This is a genomic window from Kitasatospora purpeofusca, assembly GCF_000718025.1.
In the GTDB taxonomy this organism is placed as follows: domain Bacteria; phylum Actinomycetota; class Actinomycetes; order Streptomycetales; family Streptomycetaceae; genus Kitasatospora; species Kitasatospora purpeofusca.
The window spans coordinates 72,506-95,646 of sequence record NZ_JODS01000009.1; the positions used below are offsets into that span (position 1 = coordinate 72,506).

Here is a 23,141-nt window from a genome sequence, read left to right on the forward strand (position 1 = left end):
GCCAGGCCGCGAGGAAGGACATCGTTCATGAGCGCCCTCGACTTCGAGGTCATCGACAGCCCGGACAGCTCGCTCAACAAGACCTCCGTGCTGGTCACCGGCCCCCAGGACGCGCTGCTGGTGGACGCCGGGTTCACCCGGTCCGACGGCCGCCGGCTGGTGGAGCGGATCCGGGCCTCCGGCAAGCGGCTGACCACGGTCTTCGTCAGCCACGGCGACCCGGACTTCTACTTCGGCGCCCAGGAGGTGCGGGACGCCTTCCCGGAGGCCCGGTTCCTGGCCACCGCGTCGACCGTCGAGCACATCGGGGAGACCTTCGAGGCCAAGCTCCGCGCCTGGGCGCACCTCGGGCCCGAGCTGCCGACCCGGCTGGTCCTCCCGGAGGCGCTGCCCGGCGACGAGCTGGTCTTCGAGGGCCACCGCTTCGAACTGCGCGGCGCCGACTTCCACCTGCCGGACCGGCACTACCTCTGGCAGCACCACCACCGCGCGCTGTTCGGCGGGGTGCTGCTGTTCCAGGGCCTGCACGTGTGGACGGCCGACACCCCGACGCCGGAGCAGCGCTCGGCCTGGATCGACCTGCTGGACGGCATGGCGGCGCTGGAGCCGGAGTTCGTGGTGGCCGGGCACCGGACGGCCGACGCGCCCACCGACACCTCCTCGATCGACCACACCCGCGACTACCTGCGGGGCTTCGAGACGGAGGTCGGCCGGGCACCGGACGCGGCCTCGGCGCGGGAGGCGCTGGAGCAGCGGTTCCCCGGGCTGGGCATGCCGCTGGCGGTCGACCTCGGGACGAAGGTCGCCAAGGGCGAACTGGTCTGGGGCTGAGCGCGATGATCGAGATTCCGAGGGCCGCGGCCGCGTTCGCCGAGTCGGACGCCCCGGCGGACGTGGTCCGCCGCCAGTACCTGGCCTCGGCGCGGGGCGACCTGGCCGCGCTGCGGGCGACGCTCGCCGAGGACGTGGAGTGGACGGAGATGGCGGGCTTCCCGCTGGCCGGCACCTACCGGACGCCGAAGGGCGTCACGGGCGGGGTGATGGACCGGCTGGCCGCCGAGTGGGAGGACTGGACGGCGCACGACGACCGGTACGTGGTGGACGGCGAGGAGGTGGTGGTGCTGGCCCGCTACACGGCGGTGCACCGGGCCACCCGGCGGCCGCTGAACGTGCGGGTGGCGCACCACTTCACGGTGCGCGGCGGGCGGATCGTGCGGTTCGAGCAGTTCACGGACACCGCCCTGGTCCGGGACGCGACGACGCCCTGAGCCCTCCCCGCACCCGGCTCCTGTCACCCGTTCGGGGGAGCCGGGGCGGCGCGCCGGACGCCGTCTCGACAGGCCCGTCGGCCGGCGGCAGGCTGTCCGTGGTTTCCGCCGGTTTCCGCCGCAGAGCGAGGAGTTCAGCATGGCCACGGACAGTACGGGTACCGACGGCGCCGGGCGGCAGCGTCCCATCGTGATCGTCGGCGCCTCCCTCGGCGGCGCGAAGGCGGCGCAGGCGCTGCGCGAGGCCGGGTACACCGGCGGCATCGTGCTGATCGGCGCGGAGCACGAGCGCCCGTACGAGCGCCCGCCGCTCTCCAAGGGCTACCTGCTGGGCAAGAGCTCCCGGGAGAAGATCTACGTCCACCCGCCGGAGTGGTACGCCGAGCACGACGTGACACTGCGGCTCGGCACCCGGGTGGTGTCGATCGACCCCGCCGCGCACACGGTGGCTCTGGCCGCCGACGGGCCGGTGGAGTACTCCAAACTTCTGCTGACCACCGGTTCGGTGCCGCGCCGCCTGCCGGTGCCGGGAGCCGACCTCGCCGGGGTGCACTACCTGCGCCGGGTGGAGGACAGCGACCTGATCCGCAAGGCGTTCCGCCCCGGCGCGCGGATCGCGGTGATCGGCGCGGGCTGGATCGGCCTGGAGACGGCGGCCGCGGCCCGGGCGGCGGGCGCGGAGGTGACCGTACTGGAGGCGGCCGAGCTGCCGCTGCTGCGGGTGCTGGGCCGCGAGGTGGCCCAGGTCTTCGCCGACCTGCACCGCGACCACGGCGTGGACCTGCGGTTCGAGGTGAAGGTCGCCGAACTGACCGGCGAGGACGGCCAAGTCACTGGCGTCCGGCTCGCGGACGGCAGCACGGTAGCGGCGGACGCGGTGGTGGTCGGCGTCGGCATCGCCCCGGACACCGAACTCGCCGAGGCGGCCGGGCTGGTCGTCGACAACGGGATCAAGACCGACGAGCACCTGCGCACCTCGGACCCGGACATCCACGCGGCGGGCGACGTCGCCAACGCCTACCACCCGCTGCTGGGGCGCCACATCCGCGTCGAGCACTGGGCCAACGCCGTCAACCAGCCCCAGACGGCGGCCCGCGCGATGCTCGGCGAGGACGCGGTGTACGACCGTGTCCCCTATTTCTTCTCGGACCAGTACGACCTCGGCATGGAGTACGTCGGCTGGGTGGAGCCCGGCGGCTACGACCGCGTGGTGTTCCGCGGCGACGTGGCGACTCGGGAGTTCATCGCCTTCTGGCTGAGCGAGGGCAAGGTCCTGGCGGGTATGAACGTGAACATCTGGGACGTCACCGACCCGATCCGCACCCTGATCCGTTCCGGCCGGACGGTGGACCCGGCCCGCCTGGCAGACCCCGAGGTGCCGCTCGGCGACGTCTGATCCGGCGCGGGCCCCGGTCGGCACAGTCCGACCGGGGCCCGGGGACTACCCGATCACGTTGTCCGGGTCGTCCAACCAGGCACGGTGCTCACCGACCGTCGAGACGGTCAGCCCGAACCGGTGCAGGCTCGGCCTGCCCTGACGCTGCCACCACCGGTACGCGGCCGTCACCTCGGCCCACAAGTCGCGCGGGCCGGACTGGGAGACGGCATGCATCCCGTCCCAGTCCGCGAGCCGGCAGTGCGCGTAGGACGTGCCGTCCCAGACCTCGAACCGACCGGTGCCGAAGCGGTCGTAGGGTGCCGCCACACTCTGGCGGAAGAGGTCCGGCATGCGGAGCCCGATCGCGAACGCGGCGTCGGTGGAGTCCGCGACGTCTGCGGGGTCGATCTCCGACGGGCCGTAGCGGACCTCGTCGATGTCGAACTCGCCGCTGTCGGGCTGCTGGTCGCGCACCCACATGAAGGCGACGTCCTCCACGAACGGCCCGGAGGCCGACTTGCCGTCGTCCGCGACGGTCAGCCGTGCCAGCGCTCCGTTGCAGAAGGCCGTCCCGTAGGGCACGAGAATCACGCCGCCGGGCTTCGTCTGTTCGATCAGCGTCGCGGGCAGCCTCTGCACGGCCGCCGTGAGGTGGACGCGGTCGTACGGCGCCCCGGCGGAGTGGCCGAGCATCCCGTCCGCCGCCAGCACCGTGGGCGTACCCCCCATGGTGGCGAGCTGCGCTCGGGCGTCGATCGCGAGCCCGGGGTCCGCTTCAATCGTGACCACGTTCTCGGCGCCGAGCCGGCCGGTCAGCAGACCCGCCGTCCACCCGGTGCCGGTGCCGATCTCCAGGACCCGCATCCCGGGGGCCGCGTCCAGGTGCCGGAGCATCTTCGCGACCACGGTGGGCATAGAGCTGGAGGACGACGGGATGGTGGTCCTTCCGTAGACCTGTGTCACGAGCGGCAGGTCGGAGCTCACGGCCTCCGCCCACCGGTCGGGGTGCTCCGTCCGCTCGATCCACTCCCCGTCGACCCGGATCCGGTCCGGGGTGAAGCGGTCGCGCGGGGTGGATCGGAAAATCTGCTCCCAGTCGGCCGAGAGCGCGCCGGACTCCCGGAGCGCGTCGGTCAGCTTTTCCCACGTCATGATGTCCCCTACGGCTTCTCGGGCTTGGGCAGGTTCTTCGGCGGCGCGTCCCGCTGACCGTCGTGCGGCGCGGTGTCCGGCGACCCCGAGTGTCCGCCGCCCTTGCCCCCGCCGGCCTTGCCGGGGCCGTCGTTGCCCGATCCTCCGCCGTGCTTTGCCATGGTGCTGTTCCCTCCTGTAAGGCATGCGACTTCGAGTGGGAGAGCCGGCTCCGCTCCCTCCGCGGAGCCGGATCTCAGATGAACTAGCTGACGTCCGGAACTGCCCCGGGCTCCGGCGCGGTCGGTCCGGGCGGCCGGTTCGGGTCGACCGTCAATTCGGCCATACTGGGTGTCTCCTCACGCTGCGGCGGCCCCAGCCACCGGTAGGTACTGGGTCGTTCGGTGTTGCGGAACCCGCTTCGGCTGCTGCTTTCCGCCAGGACTCGGCGGCCGGAGCGGGGACTCAGGAGCCCCTGTGCTTCCACCGGGCGCGTTTTTCGGTCCGATCGGTCACCGGTGGACAGATCGGATCCTCGCTCGTCACGCACTGTCGAAGTAACGTCGACAAGACGTCACTTCGACCGGATGCAAGGCGTCATTTCGGTGTCGTACCAAGGGCGTCACCGGATACATTCGGACGCATGACGACCCCGAACACGGTGTTCCGCGCCGTCCGCATCGGCCTACGTCTCAGCCAGGACGAGATGGCCCAGCGGATCCGCGATGCGGGGCAAGTCCTCGGAGAGCCCAACGACGCCAGCAAGCGCCTCGTCCAGCGTTGGGAATCGGGCGATGTGCGCACACCACGCCCGGTCTACCTGCGCGCGCTTGAAGCCGTGACCAAGCTGTCGGCGGACCGGCTGGGTTTCGAGTCCGTCAACCTGCCGCCGGCACGCGTTACGGAGGACGGATCCGGAGGTCATGACGTGACAAGGAACCAGCCCGACCGGCGTCCCGCCCCGGCCCCGGAGCCCTTGGGCGACGACTACAGCGGGGTGTGGCTGAGCCACTACGAGTTCTTCAGCAGCAGCCGGGCGAACACCTTCTCCGGGTTGCACCACGTGCTGCTCCAACACCACGGGAACCGGATCACGGCCACCTCGCTGCCCGGTGCCTCCTCCAACCCCGACTCACCGCTCACGCTCGACCTCACCGTCGACCGCAACATCGTGACCGGCACCTGGACCGAGCAGACCGCCGACGCCGGCTACTACCGGGGCGCCCGCTACCACGGCGCGATCCAGTTGCTCGTCGATCCCACGGGTCGCCACATGGCCGGCAAGTGGGTGGGCTTCGGGAAGGAGTTCGACGTCAACACGGGCCCGTGGGAGCTTCGATTGCTGGACCGATCCACAGCCGAGGACGTGCTCCAGCGGTACAGCGTGACACCGGAGCTGCCGCCGTCCGCGTGATCGACGACGACTGCCGCACGGCCGAACGGCCCGCTCCCGGAAGGCTGTTTCCGGGGGCGGGCCGTTCGGTGTTTCTCAGGGGTGGCTCAGGGGTGGCTCAGGCGACGGGCGGGAACGCCTCGGCGTCGGGCTTCAGGAGCTGGCCGGGGGCCGGGGCCTTCTGGTTCACCAGGTAGTCGGTGACCAGCTTGTTCAGCTCCTTGCTGCGACCGACGGCGCAGTGCTCGACCACGTCGACCGAGACCAGCACGGCGTTGCCCAGCTGGCGCTGCATGCGCTGCGCGAAGCCGTAGTTGGTGGCCGGGTCGTAGAGGTTGCCGATGACCATCACCGGGGTGGCGGTCTTCCGGTTCCACGGGCCGGTGAAGGTCTCGGCGTCGCGGGCCGGGGCGGGCCAGGAGGCGCAGGTCGGGCCGTCGAAGGCCTGGTAGCGGCCGAAGGTCGGCGACTCCTTCTCCCACGGCTTGGCCAGGTTGGCCAGGGTCCACGGGTTCGACGGGTACGGCTTGTCCTGGCAGTTGACGCCGTAGTAGGAGTCGTCGGCGGAGTACGGGGTCTCCGGCAGCGCCTCGCGCAGGGCGTTGGGCACGGTCTTGGCGAGCACCTTGGCGTCCTCGACCGCGGCCGGGTCGACGGCCGGGGCGGCGGTCGCGGCGGCGGCCAGGCTCTGCGCGGCGGCGGCCGGGGCGTTGATCACCTGGTGCAGCGCCTGCAGCGACTTGGCGAGCGGCGCCTGCCGGCTCTGGGCGTAGAGGGCGTTGGCGACCTGGCTGGTGAAGCTGGACAGGGTGACCTGGGTGCCGTCCGGCAGGGTGACCGGGTTGGTGCGCAGGTGGTCGCGGACGGCGTCGAACTTGGCCCGCGTGTCGCCCTCGCCGAAGGCGCAGCGCGGGGCGCCCGCGGTCTGGCAGCGCTTCAGGAACTCGGTCAGGGCGACCTCGAAGCCGGTGGCGCGCTGGCGGTCGTACTCGACGCCGTTGTGCATCCGCAGATTGGGGTCGACGTTGCCGTCGACGATCACGGCGCGCACCTTGTCCGGGTACATGCCCGCGTAGGTGGCGCCGATCAGGGTGCCGTAGGAGAAGCCGGCGAAGTTCAGCTTGCTGTCGCCGACGGCGCGCCGCATCCGGTCGAGGTCACGGACCACGTTGATGGTCGACATGTGCTCGATGAGCGGGCCCGCGTTGCGCGAGCAGGCGTCGCTGTAGTCCTCGGTGGCGTCGATGGTCTGGGCTATCTCGGCCCTGGTCACCGGGACGCCGATCATGCGGTCGTTGACGCCCGCGGCTTCCTCGTCGGTGGTGAAGCACTTCAGCGGGTTGCTGCGGGCCACGCCGCGCGGGTCGAAGCCGACCAGGTCGAAGCGGTCCTGGACGTCCTTGCCGAAGCGGGTGGTGGTCGCCCACAGGTAACCGCTGCCGCCGGGGCCGCCGGGGTTGAGGAACAGCGAGCCGATCCGCTTCGCGGGGTCGCCGGCGCGACGGCGCATCATCGCGATGCCGACGGTGTCGCCCTTGGGGTGGTCGTAGTCGAGCGGCACCTGGTAGACGGCGCAGTCGTAGATCTTGGGGTCCGGCTGGCTCGGGTCGGGGTTGCACGGCTTCCAGTCGACCGGTGCCACCTTGGCCTCGGCGGCTGCGCCGGGGGCCGGTGCTGCGACGGCCGCCGCGGCCGAGCCTGCGACGAGGGCGAGGGCACTGGTGACCGCCAGTACCGTGCCGGTGAATCGGGACACGAAACCTCCTCCGGTTCTGCGAACGCCGGACAGCCTGTCAGCCCTCGATCAACAGCGGAAGACGTGCGTGACCGCAGATTCTTGCGAGGAGTGCCCGATTGGCCGTCAATATCCTTTATCGGAGCCAGATTGACGGGAAACAGTGCGGCCGATGGCCGAAGATCATCATTAACCGTATGGTCTGGCAACCCGGGGGCGCGCCGCGAGCGGCGGACGCCGGGTCGTGCGCCTGCGCTCCGTTGACCGTGTACAGCCCCGACTCGATACTCGGCGTTGCGAAACCCGACCGAGCCGTTCCCGAGGATTCGCCGGCCACCACCGGCGGAGAGGTGGACAGTCATGGGCTTCCCGACCACGCACGACGACGATCCCGCACCCGGCCCCCGGCCGGGCCGCCGCGCGGTACTGACCCGGGCACTGGGCCTCACGGCGGTGGCCGGCCTGGGCGCCGTGGCCTCGATCGGGGCGACGGCCGGACCGGCGGCGGCCAAGGACACCAAGGAGACCGAGAAGGCCAAGGAGGCCAAGGAGACCGACAAGGCCGAGGACGCCAGGATCCTCGCCAGTCAGACCGACTGGCGGTTCTGCACCAAGTGCTTCGGCCTGTTCTTCCGCGGCTACCCCACCGACGGCGCCTGCCCGGCGGGCGCGGGCCACGACTCGGCCGGCTACAACTTCAACATCCCGCACGACATCCCCGAGACGCCGACCGCCCAGCACAACTGGCGCTTCTGCACCAAGTGCTACGGCATGTTCTTCTGGGGCTACCCCGACAACGGCCGCTGTCCCGCCGGCAACGCCCACGCGGCGGCCGGCTACGACTTCGTCCTCCCGCACGACATCCCGGAGCCGCCCGGCTCGCAGCGCAACTGGCGCTTCTGTCCCAAGTGCTACGGCCTCTACTTCTACGGCTACCCCACCAACGGCGTCTGCCCGGCCGGGAACGCCCACTCGGTGGCCGGGTACGACTTCGTCCTCCCGCACCTGTAACCGGCTCCGCAACCCGGGTGCGGGCGCGCCCGCACCCGGCCCACCGGCCTCAGCCGGTGGGAGCGAGCGGCGCGGTGGCGGGAGCGGGGGCGGGGGCGAGCCAGGAGGAACGGTCGCGTTCGGCATGGCGGACGGCGGGGCCCATGGCGCAGCCGGCGGCGAGGAAGAGGACGCCGAGGACCAGCCAGCCCGGGCCGCCGCCGTCGAGGAGGAGGGTGGTCAGCAGCAGCGGTCCGGCGGTACGGGCCACCGCGACCCCGGTGCCGAAGAAGCCCTGGTACTGGCCGAGCCGGTCGGCCGGGGCGAGGTCGAAGGCGATCTGCCAGGATCCGGCGGACTGCTTCATCTCGCCGAGCACCTGGAGCACCGCGCCGCCGACCAGCAGGGCCGCCATCGCCCAGACCGGGACGGGCGCAGCCGAGAGCGCGAAGACCGCGCAGGAGGCGAGCAGGACCGCGCCGGCCTGGCGGACGGCCCTGGCCGCCGACGGGAGGCCGGTGACGGCGCGGGCGGTGCGGACCTGGAAGAGGGTCACGCCGACGGTGTTGAGGACGAAGAGCGCCGAGCCGAGCCAGCCGAGCTGCGGGGCGCGGTCGGCGATCCAGAGCGGGATCACCAGGCTGAGCAGGGGCATTCGCAGCAGCAGCACGGTGTTGACCAGCGTCACGAGCGCGTAGCGGCGGTCCGCCAGCACCGCGAAGCCGCCGTCCCGGCCCCGGCCCCGCCCCCGACCCGGGGCGCCGTTCGCCGGTCGGGCCTCGACCGCCGGGACGGCCGGGAGCACCGCCGGCAGCCGCAGCAGGATGAGGCCCGTGGCCAGGAAGCCCAGCGCGGTCAGCGTGAACGCGGCGAGGAAGGCCGCCCTGGTCCCGACCGTGAGCGCGACGCCGCCGAGCGCGGCGCCCACCGCGAGCCCGGCGTTGAGGGTGGCCTGCAGCCGGGCGAGCGCCGCAGTCCGCTCGCCCTCGGGGACGAGTCCGCCGACCAGTGCCTGCCGGGCCGCGCTCAGTCCGGACTGGGCGGTGGCGTAGAGGCAGGCGGCGACCAGGAACGGCAGGAAGTCGTCGACCACGAGGAACGAGGCGACCACCACCGACGTGACGAGCGCGAGCGCCGCGGCGGTGCCCCGGGGTCCGCGCCGGTCGGCGAGGTGGCCGAGCGGTACACCGGCGACCGAGCCGATCGCCCAGGCCACCGCGAGGCCGAGGCCGAGCCGGGTGGGCGAGAGTCCGACGATCCGGGTGAAGTACAGCGCGGAGCTGGTGTAGTAGGCGCCGTCTCCGATCGCGCTCACCAACTGTGCTGTCGCGAGAGTTCGTTGGGATCCGGACAGCGGGGTGCGGCGGGACGGCACGATGCTCCTGGGGTGGTGGGCCATCAGTGGTTCTTCGGTGTGGACACCAGTCTGCGCCGATGGCGGACCACGCGGAAGGTCCAGTGGATCATCATGATCCTGGGCCACTTCGGCAAGTCGTCTTCCGGACGCCCGCGCTCCGGGCCGCCTCCGCTCCGGCGCTGACGGCGCCCCACCCGCCCCTGCCGGCTCGCACGCGCCCCCTGAGTGCGCATCACTCGTACGGCGGTACCGCGCGCCCTGCCCGGTGTGCCACGTGCCCTCCGTGTCCACCCCGTCCGAGATCCGTACAGTTGTCCGACCATGCCCCAAGTGCCCGTGTTGACCGGCCAGTAGGCCCCTCCTATGCTCATCCGCGTTCTCGTTCGCGAACGTGGACACGACCAAATGTGCCCGCCGTCGCGAGCACTGACCGGCACCGCCCGGCACCGGGGCGGGACCCTCACGGCCCGCACGTCCGGAGCCGTCACCCGGCGAGAGGGGCTCCTCCCATCAGCATCTCCATCGTGCCCCCGACCGGCCCGGGCCCCACCGCCGAGCAGCCGGACGCCGCCGAACCACGTCCCACCGCCGAGCAACTGCCCGCCGAGGCCGACACCGGCCGCCGACGCTTCCTCACCTACCTGCTCGCCGCGCCGACCCTGACCATCGCCGCCCGGGCCGGACTCGACACCGTCGCGCCCGCCACCGCCCGGGCCGCCGAGGCCGCGCCCGCGGCGCCCGCAGCCGCCGCGCCGCCCGCCGCCCCCTCCCAACTGCTCGGCCTGCCCGGCATCCCGGACATCGTCGACCTCGGCCAGGCCCTGCAGGTCGCCGGTCTGCCCACCGCGCACCTGCTCGTCCTGGAGATCACCACCGCCGGCCGCGCCGTCCTCCACCTGCCCCGCCTGGAGGTCGGCCAGGGGCTGACCACCACCGTCGCCATGATGGTCGCCGAGGAACTCGACGCCCGGCTGAGCGATGTCGACGTCCCGCTCTCCGACAGCCGCCCCGATCTGCTGTTCAACCAGCTCACCGGCGCCTCCAACTCGGTCCGCACGCTCTACGACCCGGTGCGCGGCGCGGCCGCCGCCGCCCGGGCCCGGCTGGTCACCGCCGCCGCGCGCCGCTGGTCGCTGCCCGCCGAGACCCTGCGCACCGCCGACTCCGCCGTGACCGCCCCCGACGGCCGCCGGGCCGGCTACGGCGAACTCGCCGCCGAGGCCGCCACCGTCGTGGTGCCCGCCGTCCCCGCCACCCCCAAGCCGCCCGAGCAGCGCCGGGTGATCGGCCGCCCCACCGGCCGGATCGACGCCCGCGACATTGTCACCGGCCGCGCCAAGTACGCCGGCGACCTCGCCGTGCCCGGCGCGGTGCCGACCGTCGTCGCCCGGCCCACCACCATCAACGGCACCCTGGCCTCGCTCGACGCCTCCGCCGCCCGCGCCATGCCGGGCGTGCTCGCGGTGGTCACCGTGCCCACCGGGGTCGCCGTGCTCGCCGAGACCTTCGACCAGGCCCTCAAGGCCCGCGACGCGCTGCGCACCACCTGGAACCCGGGCCCGGTCGCCGCGCTCTCCGATCCCGACATCCGGGGGAAGCTGCGGGCCGCGCACGCGCCGTTCCTGATCCCGCCGCTGCTCACCCAGTACGTGGACGGCGAGTTCGACTTCGCCTTCGTCAACCACGCGCCGATGGAGGTGCTGACGGCGGTCGCCGACGTCCGCCCGAACCGCGCCGAGCTCTGGTTCGCCGCGCAGACCCCGATCGTCGCGCAGCAGACCCTCGCCGCCGAACTCGGCCTCCCGCAGGACGCGGTGACGGTGCACGTGGTGCGCGGCGGCGGGTCCTTCGGCCGCCGGCTGTTCTACGACGCCGCCCTGGAGGCCGCGCGGATCTCCCGCGCCGCGGGCCGGCCGGTCAAGCTGATGTGGACCCGCAACGACGACATGCGGCACGGCCGGATGCGCCCCGCCAGCCACCACCGGGTCCGCGCCACCTACGGGCTCGGCCAGGTGCTCAGCTACGAGCACCGCGCGGCCACCGTGATGACCGACTTCGGCCACGGACTCGGCGAGGCGCTCACCGCCGCCGGCTTCCAGCTCTCGGTCGCCGGGCTGTCGCTCGCCCAGGCCTTCTTCCTGCTCAGCCAGAGCAACCCGTACAACGTGGGCATCCCGACCCAGCTGCTGGCCGAGGTGCCGCTGAAGATCCCGACCGGCAGCTGGCGCTCGGTCTACTCGGGCACCGTCCGGGTCGCCGACGAGATCATGATGGACGAACTGGCCCGCCGCCTCGGCCAGGACCCGGTGGCCTTCCGCCGCGCCCGGCTGCGGGAGCCGGCCGGCCGGACCGTGCTCGACACGGTCGCCCGGGCGGGCTCCTGGGGCCGCGCCATGCCGGCCGGACAGGCCCAGGGCATCGGCTACCACGCCGAGAACGGCGGGCGCGCCGCCTACCTGGTCGAGATCGACGCGACCGACCCGAAGCAGCCCCGGGTCACCAAGGCCGTGATCGCCGCCGACGTCGGCACGGTGATCAACCCCACCGGCCTGGAGGCCCAGCTGACCGGCGCGCTGATCGACGGGATCTCGGTGATCCTCCAGGCCGGCAACCACATCGACCGCGGCGCCGTGCGCGAGGGCAGCTTCGGCGACTTCCACTACGCGCGGCAGCGGCACACCCCGCCGGTGGTCGAGATCCACCTGCTGCCGCCGAGCGGACCGCCCGGCGGCGCGGGCGAACTGGGCGTCCCGGCGGCCTCCGCCGCCGTCGCCAACGCCTACGCCCGGGCCACCGGGACCAGCCCGCGTTCCTTCCCGATCAACTTCTGACCCGCCACGCCCCCTGGTCGCCCGACCACCTCCGACCCGCTCCCACGAACCCCCGAGGAACGCGCCTCCGATGCCCAGCCACACCTTCGTCCTCAACGGCCGACCGGTCACCGTCGAGGCACCGGACGACATGCCGCTGCTCTGGGTACTGCGCGACAAGCTCGGCGTCACCGGCCCCAAGTACGGCTGCGGTGTCGGCGTCTGCCGCGCCTGCACCAGCCACCTGGACGGCGAGGAGATCCAGCCCTGCACCGTGGCGGTCAAGGACTGCGCCGACCGCCGGGTCACCACCATCGAGGGCCTCGCCGACGGCGACACCCTGCACCCCGTCCAGGAGGCCTGGCTGGACTGCGACGTCGCCCAGTGCGGGTTCTGCCAGCCCGGCCAGATCATGACGGCCGTCGCGCTGCTGCGCCGCAATCCCGCGCCCACGGACGCCGACATCGACCAGATCCAGAACATCTGCCGCTGCGGCAGCTACCCCCGGATCCGCGAGGCCATCAAGCGCGCCGCCGCCATGACCGCGCCCGGAAGCTGAGTCAGGACTGGTCCCAGACGTCGACGGTCAGCAGCGCGTCCGCCGGACAGGCGGCGATCCGGTCCGGGTGCAGCTCGCGCGGCCGGAACTCCGCCCCGGGCCCGGCGTCGGGCACCGAACCGTCGGCCAGCAGCGGCAGCACCTCGCCCGCCCGGGCCGTGTACCGGTGCGGGTAGCCGTCGAACCGCAGCTGCTCCGCCCGCCCGGCCGCGGCCAGCCCGGCGATCCAGTCCAGCCCGCCGATCCCGGTCTCCCACTTGGCCAGCACGACGTCCTCGCCGTCCCCCGCCGCCGGTACCGTCACCACGAACCACCAGCCGAGCATCCGTCACCCCTCCCCCGCGCCGCACCGTCGTGATCCCCCCGAGCGTACGCGCGGCCGCACGCTCGCGGTGCCCGATCGCCGCGCCCGCCCCGGCCATGATCGAATCGCCCGTCGGGACCGATCGGGACCGGTCGGTGGGCGGAGGGGGAGACGGACATGGTGATCAGCGGCGGACGGGTGGCCGTACTGGGCGGCGGGGTCGCCGGGCTCACGGCCGCGACGGAACTCGCCGAGCGCGGCTACCGGGTGACGGTGGTGGAGCCGGCCGGCTGGGGCGGCAAGGCGCGCAGCTCCGCCGTCCCCGGCACCGGGACCGCCGGACGCCTCGACCTGCCGAGCGAGCACGGCTTCCGCTTCTTCCCCGGCTTCTACCGCAGCCTGCCGGACACCCTCCGCCGGATACCGCTGGCCGGCCGACCGGACGGCGTCCACGGCAACCTCCGCGAGGCCACCCACATGCTGACGGCCCGCTCCGGCCGGGTCGGCGAGCTCCTGACGGACGTCTCGCTCGCGGCCGGGGCGCGCAGCCCGCTGGAGTTCCTGCGCGCCACCGGCCTGCGCCCCGGCAACGGAACCGCCCTCGGCCCCGGCCTGACCGAGGAGGAACTGCTCTACTACGCGAACCGGCTGCTGGTCTACATGACCAGCAGCGACGAACGGCGGCTCGGGCAGTGGGAGTCCACCTCCTGGTGGGACTTCACCCGCGCCGACGGCGCCTCGGAGGAGTACCGCCGGACGTGCGTGGTCGGCAACACCCGCACGGTGGTGGCCGCCCGGGCCGAGGTGTGCAGCACCCACACCGTCGGCGGCTTCCTGGAGGCGTTCGGCTACGGCTTCCTCGGCCTCGGCGAGGTGCAGGCCGCCGACCGGGTGCTGAACGCCCCGACCAGCACCGCCTGGATCGACCCGTGGGTCGCGCACCTCGACGCCCTGGGTGTCCGGACCGAGCTCGGGTGGGCGGTGGAGCGGCTGACGGTGGCCGGGGGCGCGGTCACCGGCGCGGAACTGCGCGGACCGGGCGGGCGGCGCGAGGAACTGACGGCCGACCACTACATCTGCGCGCTGCCGGTCGACCGGATCGGCGCCCTGCTGGAACGCGGACTGGCGGCCGCCGACCCGGAGCTGAAGAGCGTCACGGAGCTGCGGACCGACTGGATGGTGGGCATCCAGTTCTACCTGACCGAACCGGTGCCGGTGGTCCGCGGCCATGTGCAGTACCTCGATTCGGCCTGGGCCCTGACCTCGATCAGCCAGGCCCAGTTCTGGGACTGCGACTTCCGCGCGACGTACGGCGACGGCACGGTGGCCGACTGCCTGTCGGTCGACATCTCGGACTGGGACACCCCGGGCATCCGCTACGGCAAACCGGCCCGCGAGTGCACCCGGGCCGAGGTCGCCGCCGAGGTCTGGGCCCAGCTCTGCGACGGACTCAACGGCCCCGGCCGGCCGACCCTGCACCGGGGGCTGCTGCACTCCTGGCACCTGGACCCGGCGGTGCGCGGCCTGGACGGACCGGGCCCGGCCGTCAACGACGAGCCCCTGCTGATCAACACCACCGGCTCCTGGCCGGCCCGCCCGGCCGCCGCGACCGCGGCGCCCAACCTCTTCATGGCCGGCGACTACGCCCGGTGCCCGGTCAACCTGGCCACCATGGAGGGCGCCAACCAGTCGGCGCGGCTGGCGGTCAACGCACTGCTCGCGGCCGCCGGGGACGACGCCGCGCCGGCCGAGGTGCACGAGCTCCACCGGCCGGCCGAACTGCGGCGGCTCAAGGAGGTGGACGCCGAGCTGTACCGCCAGGGCCGGGCGCACATCCTGGACGGTCCGGCTCCTTGGGAGGAGACCGGGCGGGGCGCGTGACCGGGTGTCCGTGACCGGATGTCCGTGACCGGGTGTGCGCGAGGTGGTGTCCGGCGTCAGTGCTCCCGGTCGGTGATCAGTCCGGCCAGCGCCGCCAGCTCGGCCGCGGCCACGGGATCCCCGGTGAGCGCGCCCAGCCGGTCACGCGCCGCGGCCGCGTGCCCGGCCGCCCGCGCCTCGGTCCACCGGCGACCACCGGCCCGCTCCACCAGCAGCGCCAGCCCGGCCGGATCCACCGCCTCGCCGGCGGCGGCCCGCCGGTACTCCTCGGCGAGCCGGTCGCCGTCCGCCGTACCGGATTCGAGCGCCGCCACCACCGGCACCGAGAGCTTGCGCCGGCACAGGTCGTTGAAGACCGGCTTGCCGGTCACCGCCGGGTCGCCCCAGATCCCCAGCAGGTCGTCCACCAGCTGGAAAGCCATCCCGAGGTCGTGGCCGAACGCCGCCCACCCGGCCACCGCCTCCGGCCCGGCCCCGCCGTACAGCGCGCCCAGGCGGCAGGCGCAGGAGAACAGCGAGGCGGTCTTGGCCGCCACCATCTCCAGGCACTCGTCCGGGCCCACCCGGTCCCTCCGCTCGAAGACGAGGTCGAGGCTCTCCCCCACGGCCAGGTCGACCAACGTCGTCAGCAGCGCGGCCGAGGCCTCCCGGCCCACGCCGTCCCCGGCGCCGTCCTGGTCACCGCTCTGGTCGCCGTCCACCAGCACGTCGAGGACGGTGAGCAGCAGCCCGTCCGCCGAACGCGCGGCCGCCGAGGGGCCGAACACCCGCCAAGCGGCCTCCCGGTGTCGCCGCACGGTGTCGCCGTCCAGCACGTCGTCGTAGAGCAGGGAGAGGTTGTGCACCACCTCCACCGCGGCGGCGGCCGGTACCGCCCGCCGCCGGTCCCCGCCGACCGCCCCGGCGCAGGCCAGTGTCAGCGCCGCGCGGACGAACTTCCCGCCCCGCCCGGCGCCCTCCCCGGACCAGCCGAACTGGTACGCCGCCACCTGCCCTGCGCTCCCGCCCAACCGGTTGACCCAGGTGCGCAGTTGACTCTCGCACGCCTCCCCGGCCGCCCGCAGCAGCCGCTCGGCCGACACCTCTCCCGCCACGACCCCGCCCCTTCGTCCGTTCCCCGCGCCTCCGCCCGCGCACTGCGACGATCTTCCCCTCCCCCGCACCCGAGGGAGCGCCGAGGTGCCCGCCGGGGGTTCGGTCGGAGCCGATCTGGTGGCGGCGGGGCGGGCCGCCTAGGGTGAGGCGGCACCAATGTCGCCTATGCAACAAGGTGGTTGAGGATGATCCGGCGCCGATCACTGCTGACCTTCGCGGGCGTGGGAGGTGCGGCGCTGACCCTGCCGGGTGCCGCCGCCGCGCGTGCCGCTCCCTCCCCCGTTCCCGCTCCCCCCTCCGGGCCGGGGCCGATCGACCTGCCGGGACCGACCGTGCGGCGGACCGTCGGCACCGTGTCACTGCGACTGGTCGACGAGAACCGGCAGGACCCGTTCGCCCCGGTGCCGGGACCGCGCGAGCTGATGGTGCAGCTCTGGTACCCCGCGACCGGGAACGCCGGACGGGCGCGCGCGGCGTACGCCACGGAGCGGGTGGCGGCCGTGCTGGACCGGACCGCCTTCCTCGACCCGGGCACGCTCGGCCGGCTGCGCCCGACCGCGCGGGTGGGCGCGCCGCCGGTGCCGGGGGCGCTCCCGCTGCTGCTGCTCGGGCACGGTCGCAAGGGCGGGCGCAGCAACTGCACCGCGCTGGCCGAGGAGTTGGCCGCGCACGGCTACCTGGTCGCGTCGCTCGACCACACCTACGACGCGGCCGCCGTCGAGTTCCCGGACGGCCGGGTGGTGCTCAGCGTGCTGGAGGACGAGCCCGCCGACTGGGACGCGGCCGAGCGCAAGGAGGTCGGCGTCCGGGCCGCCGACCTCCGTTTCGTGGCAACGGAGTTGACCACCGGCCGAACCGTCCGGCGGCACCCCGGGCTGCCGTGCGCGGACCCGGCGCGGATCGGTGTGCTCGGCCACTCGATGGGCGGCGCGGCGGCCGCCGAGGCGGTCCGGCAGGACCGGCGGTTCGCGGCCGGACTGGACCTGGACGGCGGACTCTTCGGCTCGCCGGTGCCGGACGAGGGCCTGGACCGGCCGTTCCTGCTGTTCACCGCGCTGGACGACCACGACACCTGGCGGCGCTGGCGCGAGCACCAGCGCGGGTGGGGGCGGCACCTGCGGCAGCACGACTCCGGTCATCTGAGCTTCACGGACCTGGCGCACGCGGCCGGTCCTGGGCACATGGCCGAGCACGCACCGCCGGAGGTCTACGCCCAACTGTTCGGCACCATCGCGCCGGAGCGCGCGACCGAGCTGGCGCGGACGTATGTACGGGTGTACTTCGACCGGTTCCTGCGCGGGCGCCCCTCGCCGCTGCTGAACGCGCCCTCGCCGCGCCACCCGGAGATCTCGTTCGTCTGGAGCCGCGGCTGAGGGCGGTCCGGCCCCGCTCCGCGCTACCCGGCGGCCCCGGGGTCGCGGCCGAAGAACCCGGCGAGCCGGTCGTACACCGGCGCGTCCTCGGCGACCGCGACCTCCGGGCCGAAGGCGTGCTGCTCCTCCTCGCTCCCCCGGTACTCGGGGCGCAGCGCGCCGCGCGCCCAGTCCAGCGCCGCCTGCCCGACCTCCTGGTCGAGCCCGCTGGTGGACTGGCCGGTGGCCCGGGCGAGGTCCCACCCGTGTGCGGCGAACTCGGCGATCTGCTGGTCCACCGGGAAGCGGGCCGGCAGTTCCCCGACGCCGGGGATCTCGATGACGCCGCCGAGGTCGCCCGCCCCGCGCCAGGCGGCCACCAGGCGCTCCGCGTCGGCCTCGAAGCGGTGCAGCCAGTCGTCCTCGACCCGGTCGAAGGGCTCCGACCAGTCGGGCGTGCCGCCCTCCGCCCGGACGGTGAACTGCCGCAGGTCGTTCAGCAGGTGACTGATCAGCTGTCCGACATCCCAGGAGTGGCAGGGGGTCGGGTGGCCGGCGAGTTCGGTGCCGACGCCGTCGATCAGCCCGGCGGTCTGCGCGAGCGCGCGGGCGAGCAGCTCGATCGGGTCTTCCGCTCCGGTCATGACGCACCTCTCCGTCGGCGGGGCCGCGTGTCGGCCCCTCGCGCGGGACCCGTGCGCGGGCGCGCGGCCGGTCGGACGCGCGCCCGCACACGTGGTCGGACCGGCCGATCGTAAACGCGGGCACCGACAACCGGCCCGGAGCAACACCCCGGGCCGGCCGTCGGCGTGTCCGGCCGGCCGTCGGCGTAGCGGGCCGACCGCCCGCGTGTCCGGCCCGGGTCAGCCAGCGAAGCCGCCGTCCACGGCGATCTCGGCGCCGGTGATGTACCGGCCCTCCGCACCGGCCAGGTGCGCGACCGTGGCGGCGATGTCGGAGGGCCGGCCGAAGCCGCCCACCGCGGTGAAGCCGGACTGGAAGTCGGCGCCCGGGCCGTCCGCCGGGTTCAGCTCGGTGTCGATCGGGCCGGGGTGGATCACATTGACGGTGATCCCGCGCGGGCCCAGCTCGCGGGCCAGCGTCTTGGTGAGCCCGATCATCGCGGCCTTGCTGGTGGCGTAGAGGCTGCCGCCCGCGAAGGCGGCCCGCTTGGCCATGCAGCTGCCGATGGTGACGATCCGCCCGCCCTCGGTCAGGTGGGCGACCGCCGCCTGGGCGAACAGGTACGGCGCCCGGACGTTGACCTCCAGCACCCGGTCGATCTCGGCGAGGCCGGTCTCCTCGATCGGGCCGACGTGGCCCACCCCGGCGTTGTTGACCAGGATGTCGAGGCGGCCGAAGCGCTCGGCCACCGCCGCCACCACCGCGCGCACCTCCTCCGGGTCGGCGCTGTCGGCGCGGACCGCCCAGCCGCGCCGGCCCATCGCGGTGATCTTGGCCGCGACGGCCTCGGCCCGCTCGGCACTGCCCAGGTAGGTCACCACCACGTCGGCGCCGTCCTCGGCGAGCCGCAGCGCCACCGCCTCCCCGATCCCCCGGCTGCCGCCGGTCACCAGAGCCACCTTGCCGTCGAGCGCCGCGATACCCGTCGTGATCGTCATCTCGTCAGAACTCCTTGTGTCGTTCGTGGACATGACTCGATCCTCGGCCGTGGCGGCCCTGGAGTCCGGCGGTATTCGGACGTCGCGTTCAACGTTCAACTACCGGCGGCACGCCCCGATCCGCGCGCCTCGATCCGCGGGCCTCGGCGCGCGCCGCACGCCGCCGCGCGCCGGGTCCGGCCCGCGCGCCCCCGCCCCGTCCCCACCCCTGCCCCCGACACGCCGAACGGCCGCCCCGGGGGCAGGGCGGCCGTTCGGTCACCGGGGTGCGGGACCCGGCGAGGGGGTCAGAAGGACAGGGTCTGACCCGGGAAAATGAGGTTCGGGTTGGCACCGATCGCCTTGATGTTCCGGGCGTGCAGGCCGGCCGTGTCGAGGCCGAACTTGGCGGCGATGCCGCTCAGCGTGTCGCCGCTCTTGACGACGTAGCCGCCGCCGGTGAAGCCCTTCTCGGGCGTGGCGGGCCCAGCGGCGGACCCGGCGGCGGGCGCGGCGGGCTTCGCGGCGCCCTGCGGCGGGGTCTGCGCCGGGGCCTTGCGGGCGGGCGACTTCTGGCTCTGGGCGGGGGCCTGGTCGGCCTTGGCCGGCTGCTGCTTGACCGGCTGCGGGGCCTTGGGCTCCGGGTCGGGCGTGTCGGCGACGACGGCGGGCGCGCCGCCGCGGCTCAGGCCCGCCTTGGCGGAGCAGACCGGCCAGGCGCCGGGGCCCTGCGAGGCGAGGACCTTCTCGGCGACGGCGATCTGCTGCGCCCTGCTCGCCTGGTGGGCCTGCGGGGCGTAGGCGGCGCCGCCGTACGCCCTCCAGGTCGAGGGGGTGAACTGCAGTCCGCCGGAGAAGCCGTTACCGGTGCTGATGCTCCAGTTGCCGCCGCTCTCGCACTGGGCGACGGCGTCCCAGGCGGAGGTCGGGGCGGCAGCGGCCGAGGTGGCCGTGACGAGGCCGGCCACCGGCAGGGCCGCGACAGCGGCGCCCGCCACCACGGCCATCCGAACGCGGTTGCGCTTGGTGGCGGCGGGGGTGGCAGCGGCGGTCTCGTGACGGGGATTCATGGAAGTCCTTTCGGCAGGCCCCGGGCAGGCATGCGGAACCAGACCCCTGCCGGGGCCGGTTTCGCTCCCTCACTCGACGGGCGGCCGCACACGTGTCCGACGTGCCGTGCCGCCCCGGCCACCCTCCGCTCGCCGACTGCCGGTTGAGGCCGGTCGCGTCGACGGCCACCGCCCTGGTGCCGATGGTCGGTCGGCGGGCCGTGGGTCGGGGGTGAACCCGGGTGGTGCTCGTTGCACCGCCAAAGAAGCTACGGGCGCTACCGGGCCGCATCAAGCAATTCTTGGTCGTCCCAGGTCAGTCGACTGTTACCGGCGGTATCGATCATGAAACTGACCCGGAAACGACCGGCTTTGACCGCATTCCCCGGCCCAAACGGTCGATTTCCGTGCGCTCGCTCACATCGGGTCGGCCGAAAGTTCGGGCGCTTTGTCGACTTACCGTCACCGATCACTGACGCGCCGTCATCTCGCCGACCGGAGTTCCCGGTTCCGCCGACCGGCGAGGTGGCGTTCGCCACTCCGACTACCGAGTGTGAGCGAGAAGTCGCTCAGCGCATGGCACACGACCCGTCCTTGCACGTACCGAACGGCCCGTCGGCCACTGACCGGACGGTCCGTCGACGCCTGACCGGACGTCCCGTCAGCCCTCGACCGGACGGTCCGTCGGCATTGCCCGAACGTCCGTCAGCACCCCTCAGCCCACGCCGCCCAGCCCCGCGTCCCGCGCCAGCAGCGCCGCCTGCACCCGGTTCTCACAGCCCAGCTTGGCCAGGATCCGGCTGACGTACGTCTTCACCGTCGCCTCGCTCATATGGATCCGGGCCCCGGCGTCCGCGTTGGAAAGCCCCTCGCCCAGCAGCGCCAGCACCTCCAGCTCGCGCTCGGTCAGCACCTCCAGCCGCTGCCGGGCCCGGGCACCGCGCGCCGCGACCGGCCCCGCCCCGCCGCCCGCCAGCGAGTCGACGATGTGCCGGGTCGCGGCGGGCGACAGGAAGGCGTGCCCGGTGGCGGCCGCCCGGACGGCCTGGATCAGCTCGGCCGGCGCGGTGTCCTTCAGCAGGAAGCCGGCGCCGCCGTCGCTCACGGCGCGCAGCACGTTGTCGCGCTCCCCGAAGGTGGTGAGGATCAGCGCCCGCGCGCCGGGGGCGACCCTCGGCAGCTCGGCGAGCGCCGACAGGCCGTCCAGCACCGGCATCTGGATGTCCAGCAGCACGACGTCCACCCGGTGCGCGCGGGCCAGTTCCAGCGCCTGCCGGCCGTCGGCGGCCTCGGCCACCACGTCGATGTCGTCGGCGGAGGACAGGATCATCCTGATCCCGGCCCGGATGAGCGGCTCGTCGTCGGCGACGAGGACTCGGATCACTGCTGGTCATCCCCTTGGTACTGGTCCGGACGGTGCGGCGGCGGACCGGCCGGTGCCCCGCGGACCATCCTGGCATCCCCGTCGCTCACTGCTTCACCCGGTAGTGCTGCTTCTCGACCAGCACCCCGTCCTTGAAGCAGAACCGGACGACGGCGTCCTCGCCCCAGGCGGTCCCCCCGTTGTCGTCGGAGAGGTAGCGGACACAGTCCGCCCCCTCCGGCGGGGTGGGGCCGGTGCCCTCCAGGTTCTTCAGGAAGAACTCGCTGCCCCGCGGCAGCTGCTTCCGCACCTCCGCCTCCGGGGTGCCCAGCTCCGCGCTGTCGTAGACCGACCGCTTCACCGTCGACTCCTCCGCGCCCCGGACGAAGCCGACCACACCCCAGACCAGCAGCCCGAGCACGGCCGCCAGCACCACCACCCCGCCGACCGCGCAGCCGATCGCCGGGCTGCGCCGCTTCGGCGGTCCGGCCGCCGCCCCGGGCACCCCGCCCGGCCAGGCGTCCACCGCCGGGTACCCGGCCCCGGTCTCCGGGCCGGCCGCCGAAGCGGCGTCGACGCCCTGGGCCCCGGCACCGTCCGCGCCCCGGTACGGCAGCACCGCGGCCAGCCGGAACCCGGCCCCCGGGGTCGGACCGGCGTGCACCATGCCACCGACCAGCCGCGCCCGCTCCCGCAGCCCGGTCAGGCCCTGACCGCCGCTGACCACCGCCGGGGCGGCGCCTCCGGCGCGCACCCCCACCGGCTCGGGCGCCGCCGGGTTCACCACCTCCACCACCAGCGCGTCCGGCTCGTAGCGCAGCGCCACCGTGATCGGCGCCCCGGGAGCGTGCTTGTGCGCGTTGGTCAGCGCCTCCTGCACCACCCGGTACGCCGCGTGCCCGGCGGACGCGGCCAGCGGACGGCGCTCACCGTCCCGGAGCAGCGAGACCGATGTACCGGCCGCGCGGGAGGACTCGACCAGCCCCTCGATCCCGTCCACACCCCCGGTCCCGACGCCCCCGGCCCCGGCTCCCGCTCCGACACCTACTACTGCGGCCTGCCCGGGCCCCGGTCCCGGCGGGAGCGCCGTCGACTCGTCGTGCAGCACGCCGACCACCTCCCGCAGCTCCCGCATCGCCCCGACCGCGGCCAGCCGCAGCACCCCGACCGCCTCGCGCTGCCGGTCGGTGAGCGTCCGGTCGACCTCCAGTGCCCCCGTGTGCACCGAGATCAGGGCCAGCTGGTGGCCCAGGCTGTCGTGCATGTCCTGGGCGATCCGGTGCCGCTCGCGCAGCCGCGCCTGGTGCGCGATCATCGCGTGCTCGCGCACCAGCTGCTCGTTGCGCTCGCGCAGCGCGTCGGTCAGCGCCCGGCGCTGCGCCCGGTACCGGCCCCAGAGCGCGGGCAGCACGGCGAGCAGCAGGTAGCCGCCCAGCGAGAAGCCGACGATCAGCTTGACCGGGACCTGCCCGGCGTCCTTGAGCACCCCGAACAGGGTCATCAGCGCCCAGCCGGCGGCGAACGAACCGGCCAGCACCCCGACCCGGCGGATCCTGGCACCGGCCGACCAGCCGACGCAGACCAGCAGCGGCAGCGTGCCGCCGCCGAGGCCGCTGGCCACCGCGGTGAGCACCAGGGCGGTCGCGGGCAGTCCCCGGCGCACCAGGAAGACGAGGCCGGAGGCCACCGCCATTGGCAGGGCCAGCCCGGTGCCGCTGAGCACCTCGATCGGCGCGGCCAGCCCGGCGATCAGCAGCGCTCCCACCAGCTCGCGGACCACCAGCCCGAACCGCCAGGGCCCGGGCAGTGCCGTTCGAACCGCCTTCGACCAGGCTCTCGCTATGACGTCCACCCGTCGAGGCTAACGAATCGCCC

At 74.0% G+C, this 23,141-nt stretch carries 20 protein-coding genes; 9 read left to right on the forward strand and 11 right to left on the reverse strand.

All coding sequences use genetic code 11. The features are described 5' to 3' along the window. The first annotated feature begins 27 nt into the window (after nt 1-27). The 3 genes from IF01_RS0115350 (at nt 28) to IF01_RS0115360 (ending at nt 2,664) form a co-directional block, all read left to right on the forward strand. Nucleotides 28-831 carry an MBL fold metallo-hydrolase gene (locus IF01_RS0115350; protein ID WP_030393962.1) on the forward strand — a complete coding sequence of 268 codons (804 nt, stop codon included), beginning with the start codon at nt 28-30 and terminating at the stop codon, nt 829-831. Between the two features lie 5 nt (nt 832-836). Then, nucleotides 837-1,268 carry a nuclear transport factor 2 family protein gene (locus IF01_RS0115355; RefSeq protein WP_030393963.1) on the forward strand — a complete coding sequence of 144 codons (432 nt, stop codon included), beginning with the start codon at nt 837-839 and terminating at the stop codon, nt 1,266-1,268. 139 nt (nt 1,269-1,407) lie between these two features. Further along, nucleotides 1,408-2,664, forward strand: coding sequence for an NAD(P)/FAD-dependent oxidoreductase (locus tag IF01_RS0115360; protein WP_051755379.1), 1,257 nt, complete (start codon nt 1,408-1,410; stop codon nt 2,662-2,664). Between the two features lie 45 nt (nt 2,665-2,709). On the opposite strand, the gene IF01_RS0115365 is transcribed toward IF01_RS0115360, so the two are convergent. Together IF01_RS0115365 and IF01_RS48270 are read right to left on the reverse strand one after the other, a co-directional pair. Continuing rightward, nucleotides 2,710-3,798: an rRNA adenine N-6-methyltransferase family protein gene (locus IF01_RS0115365; RefSeq protein ID WP_030393965.1), complete on the reverse strand. Its 1,089-nt coding sequence runs from the start codon at nt 3,796-3,798 to the stop codon at nt 2,710-2,712. An 8-nt stretch (nt 3,799-3,806) separates the two neighbouring features. Further along, the gene (locus IF01_RS48270; protein WP_157855237.1) at nt 3,807-3,959 is read right to left on the reverse strand and encodes a hypothetical protein; all 153 of its coding nucleotides are present in this window, start codon (nt 3,957-3,959) and stop codon (nt 3,807-3,809) included. Between the two features lie 461 nt (nt 3,960-4,420). On the opposite strand from IF01_RS48270, the gene IF01_RS0115375 reads away from it, so the two are divergent. After that, complete coding sequence (locus IF01_RS0115375) at nt 4,421-5,191, forward strand: helix-turn-helix domain-containing protein (protein ID WP_030393966.1); 771 nt, start codon at nt 4,421-4,423, stop codon at nt 5,189-5,191. Nucleotides 5,192-5,288: 97 nt separating this feature from the next. Here the strand turns inward: IF01_RS0115375 and IF01_RS0115380 are convergent, their stop codons facing one another. Next, nucleotides 5,289-6,926: an alpha/beta hydrolase gene (locus tag IF01_RS0115380; RefSeq protein ID WP_037779907.1), complete on the reverse strand. Its 1,638-nt coding sequence runs from the start codon at nt 6,924-6,926 to the stop codon at nt 5,289-5,291. 339 nt (nt 6,927-7,265) lie between these two features. Here IF01_RS0115380 and IF01_RS0115385 point away from each other — a divergent pair, with 339 nt between their 5' ends. After that, complete coding sequence (locus IF01_RS0115385) at nt 7,266-7,916, forward strand: P1/P2 acidic ribosomal protein (protein ID WP_030393968.1); 651 nt, start codon at nt 7,266-7,268, stop codon at nt 7,914-7,916. Nucleotides 7,917-7,965: 49 nt separating this feature from the next. Here the strand turns inward: IF01_RS0115385 and IF01_RS0115390 are convergent, their stop codons facing one another. Next, nucleotides 7,966-9,294 carry an MFS transporter gene (locus IF01_RS0115390; protein WP_051755381.1) on the reverse strand — a complete coding sequence of 443 codons (1,329 nt, stop codon included), beginning with the start codon at nt 9,292-9,294 and terminating at the stop codon, nt 7,966-7,968. A gap of 482 nt (nt 9,295-9,776) precedes the next feature. Here IF01_RS0115390 and IF01_RS0115395 point away from each other — a divergent pair, with 482 nt between their 5' ends. Together IF01_RS0115395 and IF01_RS0115400 are read left to right on the forward strand one after the other, a co-directional pair. After that, entirely contained in the window at nt 9,777-12,083 is a 2,307-nt protein-coding gene (locus IF01_RS0115395; protein ID WP_244215515.1) for a xanthine dehydrogenase family protein molybdopterin-binding subunit, read from the forward strand. A 70-nt stretch (nt 12,084-12,153) separates the two neighbouring features. Beyond that, entirely contained in the window at nt 12,154-12,621 is a 468-nt protein-coding gene (locus IF01_RS0115400) for a (2Fe-2S)-binding protein (protein WP_030393971.1), read from the forward strand. 1 nt (nt 12,622) lies between these two features. On the opposite strand, the gene IF01_RS0115405 is transcribed toward IF01_RS0115400, so the two are convergent. Next, complete coding sequence (locus IF01_RS0115405) at nt 12,623-12,946, reverse strand: hypothetical protein (protein WP_030393972.1); 324 nt, start codon at nt 12,944-12,946, stop codon at nt 12,623-12,625. Between the two features lie 156 nt (nt 12,947-13,102). On the opposite strand from IF01_RS0115405, the gene IF01_RS0115410 reads away from it, so the two are divergent. Beyond that, nucleotides 13,103-14,806 carry a hydroxysqualene dehydroxylase gene (locus IF01_RS0115410; protein WP_051755383.1) on the forward strand — a complete coding sequence of 568 codons (1,704 nt, stop codon included), beginning with the start codon at nt 13,103-13,105 and terminating at the stop codon, nt 14,804-14,806. Nucleotides 14,807-14,862: 56 nt separating this feature from the next. Here the strand turns inward: IF01_RS0115410 and IF01_RS0115415 are convergent, their stop codons facing one another. After that, nucleotides 14,863-15,900 carry a polyprenyl synthetase family protein gene (locus IF01_RS0115415; protein ID WP_030393974.1) on the reverse strand — a complete coding sequence of 346 codons (1,038 nt, stop codon included), beginning with the start codon at nt 15,898-15,900 and terminating at the stop codon, nt 14,863-14,865. A 186-nt stretch (nt 15,901-16,086) separates the two neighbouring features. On the opposite strand from IF01_RS0115415, the gene IF01_RS0115420 reads away from it, so the two are divergent. Continuing rightward, nucleotides 16,087-17,274: an alpha/beta hydrolase gene (locus IF01_RS0115420; protein ID WP_037779909.1), complete on the forward strand. Its 1,188-nt coding sequence runs from the start codon at nt 16,087-16,089 to the stop codon at nt 17,272-17,274. A gap of 23 nt (nt 17,275-17,297) precedes the next feature. Here the strand turns inward: IF01_RS0115420 and IF01_RS0115425 are convergent, their stop codons facing one another. From IF01_RS0115425 to IF01_RS50990, 5 genes are all read right to left on the reverse strand, one after another. Continuing rightward, nucleotides 17,298-17,897, reverse strand: coding sequence for a TIGR03086 family metal-binding protein (locus IF01_RS0115425; RefSeq protein ID WP_030393976.1), 600 nt, complete (start codon nt 17,895-17,897; stop codon nt 17,298-17,300). A 219-nt stretch (nt 17,898-18,116) separates the two neighbouring features. Next, nucleotides 18,117-18,875: an SDR family NAD(P)-dependent oxidoreductase gene (locus tag IF01_RS0115430; RefSeq protein ID WP_030393977.1), complete on the reverse strand. Its 759-nt coding sequence runs from the start codon at nt 18,873-18,875 to the stop codon at nt 18,117-18,119. A 287-nt stretch (nt 18,876-19,162) separates the two neighbouring features. Then, nucleotides 19,163-19,924 (reverse strand): LysM peptidoglycan-binding domain-containing protein, encoded by a 762-nt coding sequence (locus tag IF01_RS0115435; protein ID WP_037779912.1) that lies wholly within the window; start codon nt 19,922-19,924, stop codon nt 19,163-19,165. Between the two features lie 694 nt (nt 19,925-20,618). Next, entirely contained in the window at nt 20,619-21,287 is a 669-nt protein-coding gene (locus IF01_RS0115440; protein ID WP_030393979.1) for a response regulator, read from the reverse strand. An 85-nt stretch (nt 21,288-21,372) separates the two neighbouring features. Next, the gene (locus tag IF01_RS50990) at nt 21,373-23,118 is read right to left on the reverse strand and encodes a sensor histidine kinase (RefSeq protein WP_279617262.1); all 1,746 of its coding nucleotides are present in this window, start codon (nt 23,116-23,118) and stop codon (nt 21,373-21,375) included. Between the last annotated feature and the right edge of the window lie 23 nt (nt 23,119-23,141).

What these genes read in the sequence shown, in the direction of transcription:
- IF01_RS0115355 (WP_030393963.1), top strand. Translation starts at nt 837, where the DNA reads ATGATCGAGATTCCGAGGGCCGCGGCCGCGTTCGCCGAGTCGGACGCC.
- IF01_RS0115360 (WP_051755379.1), top strand. Translation starts at nt 1,408, where the DNA reads ATGGCCACGGACAGTACGGGTACCGACGGCGCCGGGCGGCAGCGTCCC.
- IF01_RS48270 (WP_157855237.1), bottom strand. Translation starts at nt 3,959, where the DNA reads ATGGCAAAGCACGGCGGAGGATCGGGCAACGACGGCCCCGGCAAGGCC.
- IF01_RS0115435 (WP_037779912.1), bottom strand. Translation starts at nt 19,924, where the DNA reads ATGAATCCCCGTCACGAGACCGCCGCTGCCACCCCCGCCGCCACCAAG.
- IF01_RS0115400 (WP_030393971.1), top strand. Translation starts at nt 12,154, where the DNA reads ATGCCCAGCCACACCTTCGTCCTCAACGGCCGACCGGTCACCGTCGAG.
- IF01_RS0115430 (WP_030393977.1), bottom strand. Translation starts at nt 18,875, where the DNA reads ATGACGATCACGACGGGTATCGCGGCGCTCGACGGCAAGGTGGCTCTG.
- IF01_RS0115385 (WP_030393968.1), top strand. Translation starts at nt 7,266, where the DNA reads ATGGGCTTCCCGACCACGCACGACGACGATCCCGCACCCGGCCCCCGG.
- IF01_RS0115350 (WP_030393962.1), top strand. Translation starts at nt 28, where the DNA reads ATGAGCGCCCTCGACTTCGAGGTCATCGACAGCCCGGACAGCTCGCTC.
- IF01_RS0115410 (WP_051755383.1), top strand. Translation starts at nt 13,103, where the DNA reads ATGGTGATCAGCGGCGGACGGGTGGCCGTACTGGGCGGCGGGGTCGCC.
- IF01_RS0115375 (WP_030393966.1), top strand. Translation starts at nt 4,421, where the DNA reads ATGACGACCCCGAACACGGTGTTCCGCGCCGTCCGCATCGGCCTACGT.
- IF01_RS0115420 (WP_037779909.1), top strand. Translation starts at nt 16,087, where the DNA reads ATGATCCGGCGCCGATCACTGCTGACCTTCGCGGGCGTGGGAGGTGCG.
- IF01_RS0115425 (WP_030393976.1), bottom strand. Translation starts at nt 17,897, where the DNA reads ATGACCGGAGCGGAAGACCCGATCGAGCTGCTCGCCCGCGCGCTCGCG.
- IF01_RS0115365 (WP_030393965.1), bottom strand. Translation starts at nt 3,798, where the DNA reads ATGACGTGGGAAAAGCTGACCGACGCGCTCCGGGAGTCCGGCGCGCTC.
- IF01_RS0115390 (WP_051755381.1), bottom strand. Translation starts at nt 9,294, where the DNA reads ATGGCCCACCACCCCAGGAGCATCGTGCCGTCCCGCCGCACCCCGCTG.
- IF01_RS0115405 (WP_030393972.1), bottom strand. Translation starts at nt 12,946, where the DNA reads ATGCTCGGCTGGTGGTTCGTGGTGACGGTACCGGCGGCGGGGGACGGC.